This is a genomic window from Butyrivibrio sp. AE2015, assembly GCF_000420825.1.
Lineage (GTDB): Bacteria > Bacillota > Clostridia > Lachnospirales > Lachnospiraceae > Butyrivibrio.
On record NZ_ATVR01000009.1, the window covers coordinates 1 to 17,911 of the forward strand.

Sequence of the window (17,911 nt, forward strand, 5' to 3'; positions counted from 1 at the left end):
CGGAACAACTGACATGGGACTTGCCATAGATCAGTTCACCAATACAAATGCAAACTTCGAGAATGTAACATTTAATGTAACTGATGGTGCAATAACAATCAATCCTATAAGCGTAACAGTTACAATTGAAGGCCACAAGGGTTCTGAGGTTTACGATGGCGAAGCACACACAGTAACAGGATATGATGTAAAGCCAATCAGCAATCCTCTTTACACAGCAAATGACTTTACATTTAGCGGAGATGCAACAGCAACCAGAACTGAAGTTGGAACGACAGGTATGGGACTTGAAGCAGATCAGTTCACTAACACAAATACAAACTTCGCTGTAACATTTAATGTAACTGATGGTGAGATTGAGATCACTCCTGTAACAGAAAAGGTAACGGTTACAATTACAGGTAATACGAAAACTGAGGATTATAAAGGAAGTGAGTGGGAAGTAACCGGCTATACATTTGAAAGTGATAATGCTCTTTATACAGAAGACAGCATAGAATTTACAGGAACTGCCAAGGCAGCAGGAACGAATGCTGATACATACCAGATGGGACTTGCAAAAGAGCAGTTCTCCAACACAAGTGATAACTTTACAAATGTAGAATTTGTAGTAACGGATGGCTGGCTTAAGATTAATCCTATCAAGGCGACAGTAACGATAGTTGGTAATCACGATGCAGTGCCTTTCGACGGAGAAGAGCATGAAGTAAGCGGATTTGAGAGTATCACATACAGCACTCCACTCTACGAGAGAAGCGACTTTAGATTTGACGGAACAGCAGTTGCTAAAAGAACTGAAGCTGGCACAACCGACATGGAACTTAAGCCGGATATGTTCGTTAACCTGAATGACAATTTTGAAGAAGTAGAATTTGCTATAACTGATGGTTATATCACGATTGTTCCTGCTGGAGAGGTTGTAGTAACAGTTACAGGTAACCATAACACCTATGACTACGACGGAACCGAGCATGAAGTATCCGGTTATACATTTACATCAAGCGATCCTCTTTACACAGAAAAAGATTTCACATTCGAAGGAAATGACAGTGTGACAAGGATTGATGCAGGAACTGAATACATGGGACTTACAGAAGAAGATTTCACTAACATAAGTGAGAACTTTGAGAAAGTAACCTTTGTAGTAACAGACGGATACATTACTATAAATCCAATAGCAGTAACAGTAACGATCACAGGAAATAACAACACTTACGTATATAACGGAAGTGAACAGGCTGCAGAAGGATATGAAGCAAAAGCTGATAATGAGCTTTACAGCGCAGATAGTGTGATCTATAGCGGAAATGCCATAGCTCAGCGCACAGACGTTGGTACAACTCCAATGAATCTGGATGCCGGATTATTCGAAAACACAGATGCTAACTTCGCAGACGTTACATTCGTAATTGAAAAAGATGGATTCGTTACAATAACTCCTTTGGAAGTAGTAATTACAGTAACAGGTAATACTAAGGAAGAGACTTACGACGGAAAAGAAAAGGAAGTAACAGGATACGAAACAAAGGCTAATAATGAACTGTACCAGCTTTCAAAGGTTAACATGACCGGCCAGGCACTTGCTAAAGGAACACTTGTTGGAACATACAACATGGGACTTAAGGCAGAGCAGTTCACAAATACTGATGAAAACTTCAAGGCAACCTTTGAAATAGTAGATGGTTATCTGACAATCAAAGGCAGAGGTGAAGGCGAGAAATTCCTTGTAACACTTATTACCGATGATGTAGAAAGACCATACACAGGCCAGGTTTACAGCGGATTTGGATATCATGCAGAAGGCGGCAAGAGTGTAAACGCAGCGGCAGCAGCTCTTAACAGAGTAGTAGATTTCATAAGCGGAATTATTACACCAATATCAGCAGGAGCAGCAGATGGAACTTCTTCAGATCCTGATATCACGATCGACGGAGTAACTTATAAGGTAACCGGACTTTCTGTAAAGGTAGCAGAAAGAGATGCAGGCAAGTATCCACTTACTATCAGCGGCGACATGGTAATTCTTGATGAAGCCGGAAATGATGTAACAGATCAGTTTGCAGAAGCTACTAAGAAGGAAGGAACTCTTACTATCACTCCAATGCCTATCACAGTAACATCAGGAAGCGCAAGCAAGACTTATGATGGAACAGCTCTTACTAACAGTGAGATCACAACAGACAGGCCATGGGGCGAAGGCGACGCAGTTGGATACAATATTACAGGAAGACAGATAGAGGTTGGCGAAAGCGATAATACATTCGATGTTATCGGAGCAGGTAATACAAACCTTGAAAAGAACTACATAGTAACCAGGGTTTACGGAAAACTTACAGTAAGTGATGCTGTAGTTCCTCCGACACCTACACCGACACCTACACCAACACCTACACCAACTCCAACTCCAGATCCAACACCGGATCCAACACCTACACCTATTGATGACACACCTACTCCAACAGCACCAGCACCTGCACCAGTAGCACCTGCACCGGCACCATTACTTACAGGAACACCTGATCCTGCAGTACTTGGAGCACAGAGAGCAGCCAATCAGGCAGCAGTTCTCGGAGCAAGAAGAGCTAAGACAGAAGATTCTACAAACGATGCAGCAAGGCTCTTTGCAATAATCATCGCGGCAGCAGTGGCTATAACACTTATGGCTACCAAGAGACGCAAAGAAGAGGAATAACAGAAATTGGTACTGAGGAAGTGCATATTTATAACTAAATAAGTGAAAGAGCTATCGGCCAAAATGCTTGTCGGTAGCTCTTTTTACGTAAAGATTTGTCAGAAAACGTATTTAATAACGAATATATATTTACTTAATAGTATGTTTATAATTATAGGTTATGCTTAAATGGAATGACGATACAACGTATTTTAATACATTTATCAGGAGGTTATCCATGGGTGCAAAATCAGAAAATAAGACCACATCTTCGCCAAAGGCTATAAGCACTAAACTTTCAGTTCTGTTTGTGGCAATGCTTGTTGTTACAATTCTTGTGTCGGAGGCCATTACATTTTCTCTTGGCTATTCCATGATCAAAAAACTTATTTACAGTTCACTTCAAAATGAAGTTTCGGTAGATGCCAGTAGCATTAATAGAGAGCTTAATTCGACATTCTACTATTTAAATGGCGTTGCCGATTCTATTGAGCAGAACGAATTTGCTACAAATGAGGATCTTATGCAGTATCTTACAGGAACAGTTGGAAGATATGATCTGATTCCGACAGGAGCATACGTAATGCTTAATGACAAGACATTTCTTTATGCGGCAGATCCTACCTATTCTATTGAAGATTGTACGGATAATGTTATGTATAAGGCGGCTATGCAGTATACTAACAGCTGGTTTTACTATTATGATGTACCTTACTTTGACAAGGTTACCGGTGCACTTTGCGCATCTGTAATAAGGCATGTTCATCTTAAGGATGGGCGCGAAGGAGCTTTTGCGGCTGATCTGTTCTTGTCTTTTGCCCAGGAATCACTCAATAACGTCAAGGTCTATGATACGGGCGGAGCCATGATGGTCACCAGCCAGGGATTGATCCTTACATATAGGGATAATCCTGAAGTTTGTGGAACTCTTATCGCCGATAATGCTGATAATAAGTTCCTGACTGCGATTGGAAAATATGTAGCTGAGGAATCAGGAAAAGAAGCTCATGAAGTTGTAAGTACCAAGATAGGCGGAGAAAAATATTATCTTATAAGTGCCGATGTAAGTGGTACTGACTGGTATGTAATTCTTTATGCTAAGCAAAGTGAAGTTTTGGCAACACTGTTCAAACTTGTTATAATCCTGATACTTGTTGCAATAATAGCAGTTGTAGCAGTAATCGTTATAATGAACATTGTGCTCAGGAAACTTATTAAGAATCCTGTTACAAGTCTTACTGATAATATTGAGAAAATTTCGGGCGGTGACTTTACAGTCAGCATATCATCAGATGGTAATGATGAGATCGCATATATGAACAATGCGATGGGTGACTTTGTAAATGGTATGAGATCGTCTCTTAGCGAGATCATGGATGTATCCGGAAGGCTTATGGGAGATGCCCAGACTTCAAAGAGCACTGCTGAAGACCTTGAAGATGCAGCTAATGAGCAATCTTCTAGTATGTCACAGGTTCGTGAGAATATCGACAATATGGCAAAGGCAGTAAATGAAGTTGCTGAGAATGCTACCGTTCTTGCACAGACAGTTGCAAATGTAACTGAGCAGGAGCAGCAGATTGAAGAGACTATGAATGAACTTGTTTCAAAGGCAGATTCCGGTCAGCATGAGATGGCAAGCGTTGCCAATGGAATGAATGATATAGTTGAGTCCATGAAAGACATGGCTGATGCGGTTTCAAGCGTAGATGAAGCAGCTGATAAGATCAATCAGATCGTGGATCTTATCAATTCTATTTCTTCACAGACGAACCTTCTGTCACTTAATGCCAGCATTGAGGCTGCAAGAGCAGGAGAGGCAGGAAAAGGCTTTGCAGTTGTTGCTCAGGAGATAGGCCAGCTTGCACAGAACTCTGCAGATGCTACCAAGCAGATCGCGGATATTATTAAAGATATGTCTGGAAGAGTTCAGCAGCTTTCTGAGAAATCAGAGACCAATACACAGCTTATCAATAACAGTGCAGAATCAGTAAATACAGCTGCAACTACATTTAAGGAAATCACTCAGCAGTTGTCGGATGCCAATGTTACACTTTCTGCTATGGCAGAGCATATGGAGAAGGTTAACGATGTTGCGACCAATATGGCTTCCGTATCTGAGGAGCAGTCAGCATCTACTCAGGAAATCGCTGAGAATGTTGAAAAAGTAACAGAGGCTGCCAAGGGAGTAGCTACATCTTCAGAGCTTGTTGCTAGTGCAGCATCATCAGTTTCTGAAGCAGTTGATACGATCAATGGAAACCTTGAGAGATTTACGATTCAATAAACTAATTAAGAAATGACTTTGAAAATGCTTTGAGGGCAGTGTTCCTCAAAGCATTTTTTTTGTTTTATTTATACAATAATGATAGTTTATTTGACTTGGGACAAAAAAGCTTATAGAGTTAAATTGAGGTAGTTTATTTATTTTAGGGGGTTTTTATTCTATGAGTGAAGCAAAACAGATGCTATTTGCAAGAAATGTGATATGTATTTGCATTGAAAAAAAAGAAAGCGGAGATTATATTGGTTTATTGTGGCACCAATATTCTGATGAGCCCATTGAGTTCAACGGAGTTAGCGATATGCTTATGCTCATGGATGATCTTTATGATGAGTGGGATTTTCCACAGAGGAGCCTTGAAAAAAGAGAATTCAATAAGACAAGGGACCATGAAGAGATGAATGGTGATCCTGACAACCTTGTGATCGATAAGGTTCAGGCTGCGTCAGGAGTTAAGAATGTCCAGAATAAGAAGGGAAGCCTGGGGACATTTTTTGTTCAGGTTAAATTCAGACAGAATGCTACATGGCAGGGAACCGTGATCCATGAAGAGTCCAACAAGAAGTTTGATTTTACCAGTGCAATGGGACTTGTTGAAATTATAGATAGGTCTATGAGTAGTAATTGAAGGGTTAGGAATGAAAAAAAGATTTAAGAAAATTGCGAAATGGGTCGTATTAGCTATTATTGCTGTGATAATTGTCGCAGCGATAGGCTTCAAGATTTATACCCAGGGTTATTATAAAGCTGATATGGAAACCATAACTGCTATTGAGACAAGGCTTGAAGCAAGCGTGAATTCGTACTCGGATGAGAACGGAACTGTATTTCTTCCGGAGACATCCGTGCCCAAGGCAGTCATAGTTTTTTATCCCGGAGGCAAAGTGGAATACAAGGCATATAGCGGCCTTATGTATGAGATTGCAAGCCGTGGATATATTTGTATTTTGCCGAGAATGCCAGAGAACCTTGCCTTTTTGAGAATAAATGCTGCTGAAAAGATTACTTCCAAATACACGGCAGATGTGGAATCGGTCAAAAATCTTGACTGGTATATTGCAGGGCACTCCTTAGGCGGAGTTGCAGCATCTTTGTATCTTGAAGATAAGATAGATGAGTATGCAGGTATTATCCTTTGTGCGTCATATCCTAATGCGGATTTTTCAGATAAAGATATAAGACTTTTGTCCATTTACGGGGAAAATGACGGAGTTATAAAGGCTGATGCCTACGAGAACAGTAAGGCATATTGGCCGAAAGATTCTGAGGAATATATCATTGCTGGTGGAATCCATTCATATTTTGGATGCTATGGGATTCAGAACGGGGACGGAACTCCCGCGATATCCAATACAGAGCAGATTGCTGAAACAGCGGATATGATAGCTGCTTGGATAGATGACTGAAAATAAGAATATATTAGGAGAAGAGTATGGATTTTACAATTGTAGAAGTATTTAACAGAAGCGTGACTATTGAGCTTGTTTCCGATGCTATTTTTAAGCAGGAAAAGAGCTTTGAAGTACTCATAGATGGTGAGAAGGTGCTTGAATCTGACAGAAATGTGGTTTCAGTTTCAGGTCTTTTACCTGACAGAGAATATAAGATCGCTGTTGTATTTGATGGCGAGAAGGTTGAAAAGAGCTTTACAACAAAGCATGAGGCAGTATTACTTGATGTCACAAAGTTTGGCGCAAAGGGAGATGGAAAGACTGTAGATACAGCGGCACTTCAGGCAGCTATTTGCTCATGTCCTGTAGATGGAACTGTTTATCTTCCAAAGGGTACATATTTGACAACAGCTCTTTTCCTCAAGAGCAACATGACCTTCTGGCTTGGCGAAGGCGCTGTTCTTCTGGGAGATACTGAAAGAGATCATTATCCTATTCTCCCTGGTATGACATTTACTACAGATGAAAAAGATGAGTACAATCTTTCAAGCTGGGAGGGCAATCCGCTTACTAGTTTTGCATCCCTTATTACAGCAATTGACGCGGAGAATCTTGATATCATCGGTCCCGGCGTCCTTGATGGAAATGCCCAGAATTCAGACTGGTGGGTTAATCCTAAGGTAAAAAGAGGTGCATGGAGACCAAACACTCTTTATCTTTGCAGATGCAAGAATGTGAGGGTTCAGAATATTACAGTTCAGAATTCACCTTCATGGACAGTTCATCCATATTATTGCGAGGATATTTCATTCCTTAATCTCTATATCCATAATCCATCAGATTCACCTAATACTGACGGCCTTGACCCAGAAAGCTGCAACAACACACTTGTTCTTGGAACTGTTATCTCTGTTGGTGATGACTGCATGGCAATCAAGAGCGGTAAGTATTACATGAGCCTTGAGCATCATAAAGAGACAGATAATTGTATTATCAGAAACTGCAAGTTTGAAAGAGGCCATGGCAGTGTGACAGTGGGCTCCGAGGCAGCAGGCGGTGTTAAGAATGTTCGCGTTTCACAGTGTATTTTTGACGGAACAGACAGAGGACTTCGTATCAAGACAAGACGTGGCCGCGGTGAGAGATCAGTTCTTGATGACATTCTTTTTGAAAATATTGATATGAACGGCGTACATATGCCATTTACTGTAAACATGTTCTATTTCTGCGATCCTGATGGACACAGTGATTATGTTCAGAATCAGAATCCGGCACCTGTCGACGAGATGACACCTGTGATCGGTTCTATCACCGGAAGAAATATTAAGTGTGAAGGCGTTTCAGCATGTGTACTTTGTGCAGTGGGACTTCCTGAGAGACCTATTGGTGAGCTTAGATTTGAGAACATTACAGCTTCATTCCTTCCTGAATCAGAGCGTGTTCCTGAGCGCCCTGTAATGATGGACAACTTTGACGAGATGAGCGGCAGAAGCGTTTATGCCAAGAATGTTAAGTCACTGGTATTAAAAAATGTTGCTATCAGCGGAAGCGTTGACAAAGAGCCTGAGTTTTACGGCGTTGAGAACAGTGACCTTGATAATGTGAAGTATGAGTGATCACTGAAATAATCTGTTGGTAAGAACCAATCATTTATTTGGAGCATTAAATGAATCGGATCAATGGGCAAATAATTGTAACTGCATTATTATTTGTTATGCTCACACTTTTTGGATGTGGAAAGTCTGAGATAAGTGAAAACGCTATTTCCAGTGCAGCTTCTGTTGCGGAAAAATCAGAAGCTGTACTAGAAAAATATATAGTTTCTGCAGATGAAGATTCATCGAAGGCTTTAATTGATGAATACGGAATCTATGACAGCAAGGATGAAGTAGCTCTTTATATTGTGACTTACGATAAACTTCCATCCAATTACATTACCAAGAAAGAGGCCAAAAAGCTTGGTTGGAGCGGTGGCTCTTTAGAAAGCTATGCTCCGGGGAAGTGCATTGGTGGAGACTACTTTGGAAACTATGAAGGAAATCTTCCAGAAGATGCAGAATATCATGAGTGTGATATAGATACTCTTGGGAAAAAGAGTCGTGGGGCTAAACGCATAGTTTATTCTGATGACGGATATATTTATTACACAGAAGATCACTACGAGACGTTTGAACTTTTGTATGAACCATGAAATCTATTTATTTGGTAGCTTTATGAACTGAATGACATGAGGATATGTGCAGCATCTTTTAATTGAATGTTGAGAAAAAATTCTGCTAATAAATTATGAGGTTTTGTCATGGAAAAGGTCTTCTATATTGATTTATCCGGAATAGAAAGCAAAGAAGAATTCCATAAGGTGTTAGAAAGAGAGCTGCCTCTTCCTGATTATTATGGAGGAAATCTTGATGCATTGTATGATGTGCTGACAGATGTTTCCGATGAATGGAACATTATTTTTTACAATTCTACAGACCTTAAGCTTGGTATGGAGAAATATTTCAGTAGCTTTGAAAAGCTTTGCAGGAATGTGACCAAAGAAAACGAATGGGTAAGAATACGCATATATCCTTAAAAATGCCTGAGATTAAATACCTGTTATATGCGGATAATATATAAAGTAAACAGAATTACCTCTGTGAGGAGTTTTTTGTTTGACTTTGCACGCTAAGTCTCGTAAACTAAATACAGTTAATTGGTAAGAGGGAGTAGCTGGCCGATGTTTTGTTGGCAGCCAGATCCGTCAGGACGATGCGAGAGCATCCGAATCTGGCATAAGGTTACATTTTCGCGTAGCGATTTGAACTGACAGCAAGACTTTTATCATAGCTGCTTGCTATGGTAAAGGTCTATTTTTATGTCTGCTGACAAGGCCTTTACAGCTGTTTTTACTTATCAATGAAGGGAGATTATTATGAAAACACTAGCTATTATTCTTTTTATTCTCATGTATGTTCTTTTAATAATATTTAAAAAGCATCGTGCGAAGATTGCAATTGCAACTGCAATTATCTTTGTAGTAACAGGAATTCTTCCTTATACTCAGGTATTTGCTGCGATTGACTGGAACATTCTTCTTATGCTATTTGGTACTATGGTAATCGTTGATTATTTCATAGAGTCCAAAATGCCTAATCTTATTGCAGATAAACTTCTTGATCTTGCCCCTAATGTAATGTGGGTAACAATCCTGATGTCTCTGTTTTCCGGTATCATATCTGCATTTATCGACAATGTGGCAACACTTCTGATGGTTGCTCCTGTTGGACTTGCTATTTGTAAGAAACTTAAGATTTCACCGGTTTCAATGATCATCTGTATTGCGGTTTCATCAAACCTTCAGGGAGCTGCAACACTTGTAGGTGATACAACATCTATCATGCTTGCAGGCGCTGCTAAGATGGACTTCAATGACTTCTTCTGGATGCAGGGAAAACCTGGTATTTTCTTTGCAGTTGAGCTTGGCGCTCTTGCAACTGTACCTATCATGATGATTCTTTTCCGCAAGGATAAAGAGCCTGTTCATTCAGACGAGCACACAGTAGTAACAGATTATATCCCAACAATTACAATGCTTGGCCACGTTATTTTCCTTGTTATTGCTTCATTCTTCCCTAACAAGCCTGAGCTTACAAACGGTATCATTTGTATGGTATGGGGAATCATCAACATTGTTTGGGAGATCATTGTTTCAAAGGGAACAGACAGTATGTGGCATTCTCTTAAGGCTATCGACTATGACACAATGCTTCTTCTTGCAGGTCTTTTCTGTGTAATCGCTGGTATTACAAATGTAGGCCTTATCGATGATCTGGCTCACATCATTGCCGGTGCAGGAAAGGATAACGTATTCCTTTTGTATACTCTTATAGTATTTGGATCTGTAGCGATATCTGCATTTATTGATAACATCCCATATGTAGCAACAATGCTTCCGGTACTTGCTAGCCTTGCCGGAGTAATGGCAGTTAACCCGCTTCTTTTATACTTTGGACTTCTTATCGGTGCTACACTCGGCGGAAACCTTACTCCAATCGGTGCTTCTGCAAATATCGCAGGTGTTGGTATGCTCCGTAAAGAGGGCTATGAAGTTTCTTTTGGTGACTTCATGAGAATCGGTGTACCATTCACACTTACAGCAGTAGTTGTCGGATATCTGTTCATCTGGATCGTATACGCATAAACAATAAAGACACAGAAATAATACGCCTTGTTTTCTTTCATGATTATTTATGAGAGAAAACAAGGCTTTTTTATGACAATATAATCAATATGTTAGCAAGTAATTGTCTTGTGTTTTGCATGTGTTATCATTTATAATGTAAGCACTTACATATTGAGTTTATAAAGAAATGGAGATTCTTATGACAAGAGAAGAAACCTTTAAGATGCTCAATGAATATGTGGATTATCTTCTTGAGAAATCCGATGCTGAGCACCCATATTGGAACATTGAAAATGTCCTTAGTGGAAAGCCAAATAAGTGGAACTACATTGATGGATGTATGATCACAGCTGTTTTATCACTTTACGAGCAGACTTCAAACAAGAAATACCTTGATTTTGCTGATAAATTTGTTGGCTGGTTCGTGCAGGAAGATGGTCAGATCAAGACTTACAGCACAGAAGAGTATAATCTTGATAATATCAACCCATCCAAGAATCTCTTTAAACTATACGAGCTTACAGGCAAGGAAAAATATAGAAAAGCCATGGATACTGTAAGAGCGCAGCTTGATACAATGCCAAGGACCAAAGCAGGAAACTTCTGGCACAAAAATATCTATCCTTATCAGGTATGGCTTGATGGAATGTATATGGCACAGCCTTTCTACATGGAGTATGAGAAACGTTTTAACAAAATGCAGGGCTGCCTTGATTCTTTCAAGCAGTTTAAAAATGTTGAAGCACTTATGAAGGATGAAAAGACAGGACTCTATTATCATGGATATGATGAGAGTAGAGAAATGTACTGGGCTGATAAGGAAACAGGATGCAGTCCTAACTTCTGGCTTCGTGCTCTTGGATGGTTCACGGTAGCTTTAGTTGATACAGCAGAAGCAATAGATGAGTCTATGTACTACGAGAAGCGTTACCTTCAGACAATGCTCAAGAACCTGGCTGACAGCCTTGTTCCTTTCCAGGATGAAAGCGGAATGTTCTATCAGGTTGTAGATAAGGTAGACGATGAGAGAAATTATCTTGAGACTTCAGGAACAGCACTTATTGCCTATGGACTTTTGAAGGGCGTGAGACTTGGATATTTGCCTGAACGTTTCAAAGATGTTGCTATCAAGGCTTTTGATGGAATTGTTAACAAGTATCTTTCTCGTAACGAAGATGGTTCACCAAGACTTGGCGGAATCTGTCTTGTAGCAGGACTTGGCGGAGCACAGCACAGAGATGGCTCACTTGAGTATTATTTCTCAGAGCCTGTTGTTGAAAATGAAGCAAAAGGTGTGGCACCACTCATTCTTGCATACACAGAGCTGCTTCGTTTGAACTAATCTAATACATCAATTTGTTTATATGCGGCACACCCTTATGGGTGTGCTGTTTTTTTAGTATGATCTGGAATTTCTAAACGGAAGGATGTCACTTGTGACATTCTTTTTTCTATATCAAATTTATAATTGTGTGGTATACTGTTCTGATGAAATTATTATGAATTGAGAGGTATTTGAAATGGCAGATATTACAAATAAAATGCTTGATTTTATAGACGCTTCACCGACTTGTTTTCATGTTGTTGATAACCTGAAAAAAGAGCTTGTAAAAAACGGTTATGTAGAGCTTTCTGAGAAGGAAGAGTGGAAGCTTAAGGCAAAGGGAAAATACTTTGTTACAAGAAATGATTCTTCTATTATTTCATTCAGAATTCCTAAGAAGGATTTCAAGGGCTTTTATATGGTCGCAAGCCACAGTGATTCTCCTTCCTTTAAGATCAAAGAGAATCCTGAGATGGAAGCAGCAGGAGCATACGTTAAGCTCAACGTTGAAAGATACGGTGGAATGCTCTGTGCACCATGGTTTGACAGACCACTTTCTGTTGCAGGAAGAGTGTTTGTAAAGGGTAAAAAAGGAATTGAGAGCAGGCTCGTTAATGTTGACAGAGACCTTGTTATGCTTCCTTCACTTGCTATCCACATGAACCGTGAGGCTAATGATGGTTACAAGTACAATGCGCAGACAGATATGCTTCCAATCTTTGGAGATGAAGCATCAAAGGACAACTTTTTTGATGTTATTGCAAAGAGCGCAGGAGTAAAGAAAGACGACATCTTAAGCCATGATCTTTTCCTGTACAACAGAGTTAAATGGACAACCTGGGGAGCAAACAACGAGTACATTTCATGCTCAAGACTTGATGACCAGGAATGTGTTTACAGCTCTTTTGACGGATTCCTTAAGGGAAAAGAAAAAGAGAATGTGCCGGTTCACTGCGTATTTGACAACGAGGAAGTTGGAAGCGGGACCAAGCAGGGCGCAGCTTCAACATTCTTAAAGGCTACACTTGTAAGGATCAATGAGTGCCTTGGAAGAACTACAGAGCAGTACTACACAGCACTTGCAAACAGCTTTATGGTCTCTGCTGATAACGCACATGCAGTTCATCCTAATCATATTGAGAAGGCTGATCCTGTGAACAGACCTGTAATGAACAAGGGTATTGTTATCAAATATAATGCTAACCAGAAATATACTACAGATGCTTTCTCTGCTGCATTCTTCAAGAATGTCTGCGAAAAAGCAAAGGTTCCTTATCAGACATTTACTAATCGTTCTGATACAGTTGGAGGCTCAACACTGGGTAATATTTCTACAACTCAGGTTGCAGTAGATACAGTAGATATCGGACTTGCACAGCTTGCTATGCACTCACCTTATGAGTCAGCAGGTGCCAAGGATCCTGAGTACCTTGCAAAGGCATCAAAAGAATTTTATTCATTATGATAAAGCGTAGAGGAGATAGGTTTTAATGGGATTATTTGATTTATTTGGTGGGAAAAAGAACGGGGCTGATGATGAAGCTTCCAAGGAACAGGAGCTTTTATCCAGTAAGGAAAAAGAAATAGAGGCAGCCAGAAAAGCTCATGCTGAGCTGACATGGCCTACTATTCCAAGGCTCAACCCTGTGAATATAAAGGATGCTGAGACTCATGAGATGGAGGAAACAGTGTCTCCTGAGAGAAAGAGCGAGGTTGGACAGCTCATTTATGAGCCCGATATCTCAATTGATGCTCTGGTTGATCTTTCAGGGCAGGAATTGTTATTTCTTTTGACAGCTATGGAAGTCTTTAATAAGACAGCACCTTTACCTGATTTTGAAAAGAATCATAGAAAGGTTTACAACGAGATTCTGGGAAGACTTCGTGATTCAAAAGAGCTGTATGTTCTTTATGATACATCTACAGGTTATCCTTTCATTGACCACGGATTTGCAAATGTTTATTTTGAGGAAGAACTTGCTGAAAAAGCAAGAAGCATGTTTGAAGGCCAGTACAGAAAGCTTGTTGTCAGAAAAGTAAAGGTAGAAAATGAAGAAGCGCCTGCAAGTGTAAGACGCGGATTCTTTGATTATCTCTACTACATTGGTATTGAGAATCTTATTGTGGATAATGGTGCTTACAGAGCAAGATTTAAGAGAAATGAGATAGTTGTTTCTCCTATGGACTGGAACAGCGAGAAAAAGGACGCTTCACCTGTTAATCCAGAGCTCAATTTTGCTATGATCGACTTCCTTGAGGAACTTCGCTGGCCTGTACAATACGAGAAAAGAGCTGACGTATTAAAGGCAAAAGAAGTGAGAATGCTTTCACTCATCAGAAATGCTAATTACATCATTCCTATGCAGCATGAAGGCCCTGCAGAAGTCATGGAAGATGGCAGGATCAGGATGGGCAAGGACACTAAGCTCAAATTCCTTGTTATGAAGACCAAGGATGATAAGCAGTTCCTTCCTGTTTATACTGATGCCATTGAGTTTAGCAAAAAGCTCACTGGCACAGAATGGAATGCGGCAGTGTTCAAATATCAGGATATCCTTAAGTTTGTACAGGACAAGGAAGGAATAAGGATCAATCCAAACGGACAGGGCATTGTCCTTCCAAAAGACAGAATGATGGCCATCGAGATCGCGGCTCAGCAGGCAGCCATTATGAGAGGCAAGGCCGGTGTTAAGCCTCAGCAGTCGGGGCCTGCGGCTTCAATGAGCGAAGATGCAGCAGTTCAGGCAGCACTTAACCAGGCAATGGCCAAGATGAACGAAAAAAGAAATACAGAAGATTTTAAAGAGTCTGAAGAACAATAATAAGCTTGTTAATAAACGGATAATAGTCTACAATAGTAGTATAGTAGGCTATTGTCCGTTTCCTTTTTTATAAGGAGTGGTGTGATGTTAGACAGACTTATGGGTGCTTTCATGGTTGAGAGAGGGTTGATGACAAAGAATCAGCTCGATCAGGTCATTAAGGCGCAGGAATCTAATAGAGCTAAACTTGGTGTGGTAGCGGTATCTGAAAAGCTGATGACAATTGCTCAGGCTGAGCAGGTCAATGCACTTCAGGCTTCTATGGATATGCGTTTCGGAGATATTGCCGTAGAAAAGGGATATCTTACTGATGCACAGGTTGAGCGTCTTCTAAAGCTTCAGGGAAATAGTTACATGGCATTTGTTCAGGCTGTGGTTGACCTTGGAATTCTCCCAATGGAGAAAATATCTGAAATTGAAAAAGAATATGAAACATACGTCGGCGCTACTGCCATAGATATGGTTGAGCTTAAGACGGGGAATATCGACAATATAATCCCGCTTTTTTTGCATACAGGAAATGAAAACTATAGAAACATTTTTGGCATGGCTGTTAAAGCTTTATACAGACTCGTGGATACCCATGTTTATGTGGGCAAAAGCTATACTGTCAATTCCGTGAGAGACGAAGTGATAGGCTATCAGCATTTTAAGGGAGACATTAGTGGAGTGGTGGCTATCTCCGGAAAATATGACAGTATAAAGAAAATGGCAATTGCCTATACCAAGGAAGAATTTATTGAAACCAGGGAAGATGCGCTGGATGCGATCTGTGAGCTGATCAACTGTATAAATGGTCTGTATGCTACAGAGGAGAGCAAAAAGGAGATTCAGCTTGAAATGAGTCCACCGGATTTTTCCGTGGCTTTTCAGGGAATAGATTATGAGGGTATTATCGTGCTGCCGGTTTATATAAGCGGTGGCGAGATAAAGTTAATAGTTCGTTTAGTTTAAGCATAGACTTTGGAGGCGAATTAAATGAAAAGTGTTTTGATAGTAGATGACTCAAGAACTTCCAGAAGATTTTTATCGGATATACTTGAAAGAGCAGGATACAAAATAGTTGGAGAAGCTGTTAACGGTCAGGAAGGCTTTGATCAGTATGTAAAGCTTCGCCCGGATATTGTGACAATGGATATAACAATGCCTGTTATGGACGGCATTGATGCCCTTAAACTTATCAAAAGAAATAATCCTGATGCGAAGGTTGTAATGATAACTGCAGCGGGGCAAAAAGAAAAAATGATGGAAGCACTGAAAATAGGCGCAGTTGAGTTTGTTTCCAAACCTTTTATTGAAGAAGCTGTTTTGGATGCACTTAAACGCTGCTGATACTTTGAGTCTATAGAGCATATAAAAGCGCTGAAATGCGTTTTTATATGCTTTTTTCATGTGAGAATGTAATATATAATGTAACCATGTTTTTGAAAGGGTTTTGCTTATGAACAGAAAAGTATTGATAACAGGTGCTTCAAGGGGAATTGGCAGAGAAATCGCTATTTCTTTTGCAAGTAAAAAAGATGAGCTGTTTCTGACCTGCATAAACAGCATAGATGAGCTTAAAAGCCTTGGGGATGAGCTCACAGAGAAGTACGGCGTCATCTGCCACGTATTTAAATGCGATGTGGGAAGCTATGAAGAGGTAAAAGAGCTCTTTTCACAGATAAAGGACATTGATATAGTGGTAAATAACGCCGGGGTTGCATGGATAGGTCTTTTGACAGACATGGAAAAAGAGGATTGGAAGAGACTTATGGAGACCAATCTGGATGGGTTGTTTAATACTTCCAAATTTGCTGTGCCCCTTATGGTTAAAAAACATTGTGGAAGGATCATCAATATCACGTCGGTGTGGGGAAGTGTCGGTGCCTCATGCGAAGTGGCTTATTCTGCTTCGAAGGGCGGAGTGAATTCTTTTACCAAAGCCCTTGCAAAAGAGCTTGCGCCCAGTAATATTCAGGTTAATGCCATATCCTGCGGCGTGATCGATACAGATATGAACAGAAGGCATCTTACTAGTGAAGATCTGGAAGAACTTGAAAATGAGATCCCCATGGGTAGAATGGGACAGGCCAGGGAAGTTGCAGAGCTTGTTTTAATGGTTTCTGAGGCGCCTTCTTATATGACAGGACAGATAATAACAATTGATGGTGGATGGATTTAAAAAAGTACTTTACAAAAAAGAAAAAGGTGTTACAATTAAATTGTACACAATCAAATGTATTTATGAATAGGAGGTATTCTATGTACGATTTAGTAATTATTGGTTCTGGCCCTGCTGGTTTATCTGCTGCAGTATATGCAAAAAGAGCAGGTTTAAATATGATCATTATAGAAAAGAATCCGGTGAGCGGAGGACAGATCATAGACACATATGAAGTTGATAACTATCTTGGTGTTCCAGGGGTGAATGGTTTTGATCTTGGAATGAAGTTCAGAGAGCACGCTGACAAGCTTGGTGCTGAGTTCGTTGATGGAACAGTTACAGGAATTGAATGCGTTGACAAGGGCTCAGATGATAAGGCTCCTATTTACAAGGTAAAGACTGATAACGGCGAGTATGAGACTCACACAGTTATCATTGCATCAGGAGCACATCACTCAAAGCTTGGTGTTCCGGGTGAAGACGAGTATATCGGAAAGGGCGTTTCATACTGCGCTACATGTGACGGAGCATTTTACCGTGACAAGGTTACAGCTGTTAACGGCGGCGGAGATGTAGCTGTAGAGGATGCTATTTTCCTTGCAAGATTTAGTAAAAAAGTATATCTCATCCACAGAAGAGATGAGCTCAGAGCAACTAAGATCCTTCAGGATGAGCTCTTTGGTCTCGATAATGTAGAAGTTATCTGGGACAGCGTTGTAAAAGAGATCAAGGGTGAGGACAAGGTTACTCACTTAAAGGTTGAGAATGTTAAGTCAAAAGAGATGAAAGATGTAGATGTTGATGGTATTTTCATTGCCATAGGTATACATCCTTCAACAGATCTTTTCGCTGATATTGTTGAATGTGACGAAGGCGGCTACATTATCGCAGGTGAGGATGGCAGAACTTCAGCACCCGGCATATTTGTAGCAGGTGACTCCAGGAAAAAGAGGCTTCGCCAGATAGTTACAGCCGTTGCAGATGGCGCAAATGCAGTAACCAGCGTACAGGATTTCCTTGTCGGAAAGGAAAAATAAGTACTGATGTGGGTGTTCCAAAAAGTCCACAAAAAGCAAGCGTTTAATGATTAAAAATTGATAAAATTTGA

Annotated in this window: 15 protein-coding genes; all 15 read left to right on the plus strand. The window is 40.2% G+C overall.

All coding sequences use genetic code 11. From position 1 onward, the window contains the following. On the plus strand, positions 1–2,692 hold a 2,692-nt coding region (locus G585_RS19680), incomplete at its 5' end, for a hypothetical protein (protein WP_034481486.1). 217 nt (positions 2,693–2,909) lie between these two features. Continuing rightward, positions 2,910–4,958 carry a methyl-accepting chemotaxis protein gene (locus G585_RS0106265; RefSeq protein WP_022773760.1) on the plus strand — a complete coding sequence of 683 codons (2,049 nt, stop codon included), beginning with the start codon at positions 2,910–2,912 and terminating at the stop codon, positions 4,956–4,958. A 160-nt stretch (positions 4,959–5,118) separates the two neighbouring features. Further along, complete coding sequence (locus G585_RS0106270; RefSeq protein ID WP_022773762.1) at positions 5,119–5,583, plus strand: hypothetical protein; 465 nt, start codon at positions 5,119–5,121, stop codon at positions 5,581–5,583. Positions 5,584–5,593: 10 nt separating this feature from the next. After that, a complete protein-coding gene (locus tag G585_RS0106275) occupies positions 5,594–6,361 on the plus strand; it encodes an alpha/beta hydrolase (protein ID WP_022773763.1) in 768 nt (255 codons plus the stop codon). 26 nt (positions 6,362–6,387) lie between these two features. Next, positions 6,388–7,962, plus strand: coding sequence for a glycoside hydrolase family 28 protein (locus G585_RS0106280; RefSeq protein ID WP_022773764.1), 1,575 nt, complete (start codon positions 6,388–6,390; stop codon positions 7,960–7,962). Positions 7,963–8,012: 50 nt separating this feature from the next. After that, a complete protein-coding gene (locus G585_RS0106285) occupies positions 8,013–8,537 on the plus strand; it encodes a ribonuclease domain-containing protein (protein ID WP_034481488.1) in 525 nt (174 codons plus the stop codon). Positions 8,538–8,645: 108 nt separating this feature from the next. Then, a complete protein-coding gene (locus G585_RS17395; protein ID WP_022773766.1) occupies positions 8,646–8,921 on the plus strand; it encodes a barstar family protein in 276 nt (91 codons plus the stop codon). A gap of 339 nt (positions 8,922–9,260) precedes the next feature. Further along, positions 9,261–10,529 (plus strand): SLC13 family permease, encoded by a 1,269-nt coding sequence (locus G585_RS0106295; RefSeq protein ID WP_022773767.1) that lies wholly within the window; start codon positions 9,261–9,263, stop codon positions 10,527–10,529. Positions 10,530–10,710: 181 nt separating this feature from the next. Then, on the plus strand, positions 10,711–11,853 hold the full coding sequence (locus tag G585_RS0106300; RefSeq protein ID WP_022773768.1) for a glycoside hydrolase family 88/105 protein: 1,143 nt from the start codon (positions 10,711–10,713) through the stop codon (positions 11,851–11,853). A 178-nt stretch (positions 11,854–12,031) separates the two neighbouring features. Continuing rightward, the gene (locus G585_RS0106305; RefSeq protein WP_022773770.1) at positions 12,032–13,300 is read left to right on the plus strand and encodes a M18 family aminopeptidase; all 1,269 of its coding nucleotides are present in this window, start codon (positions 12,032–12,034) and stop codon (positions 13,298–13,300) included. Positions 13,301–13,325: 25 nt separating this feature from the next. Beyond that, complete coding sequence (locus tag G585_RS0106310; RefSeq protein ID WP_022773771.1) at positions 13,326–14,657, plus strand: SseB family protein; 1,332 nt, start codon at positions 13,326–13,328, stop codon at positions 14,655–14,657. Positions 14,658–14,741: 84 nt separating this feature from the next. Continuing rightward, entirely contained in the window at positions 14,742–15,611 is an 870-nt protein-coding gene (locus G585_RS0106315) for a chemotaxis protein CheX (protein ID WP_022773772.1), read from the plus strand. A 24-nt stretch (positions 15,612–15,635) separates the two neighbouring features. Then, on the plus strand, positions 15,636–15,989 hold the full coding sequence (locus G585_RS0106320; protein WP_022773774.1) for a response regulator: 354 nt from the start codon (positions 15,636–15,638) through the stop codon (positions 15,987–15,989). Between the two features lie 109 nt (positions 15,990–16,098). Continuing rightward, positions 16,099–16,821, plus strand: a complete 723-nt coding sequence (gene ymfI / locus G585_RS0106325) for an elongation factor P 5-aminopentanone reductase (protein WP_022773775.1) — start codon at positions 16,099–16,101, stop codon at positions 16,819–16,821. An 80-nt stretch (positions 16,822–16,901) separates the two neighbouring features. Continuing rightward, positions 16,902–17,840, plus strand: a complete 939-nt coding sequence (gene trxB, locus G585_RS0106330; RefSeq protein ID WP_022773776.1) for a thioredoxin-disulfide reductase — start codon at positions 16,902–16,904, stop codon at positions 17,838–17,840. Positions 17,841–17,911 lie beyond the last annotated feature (71 nt).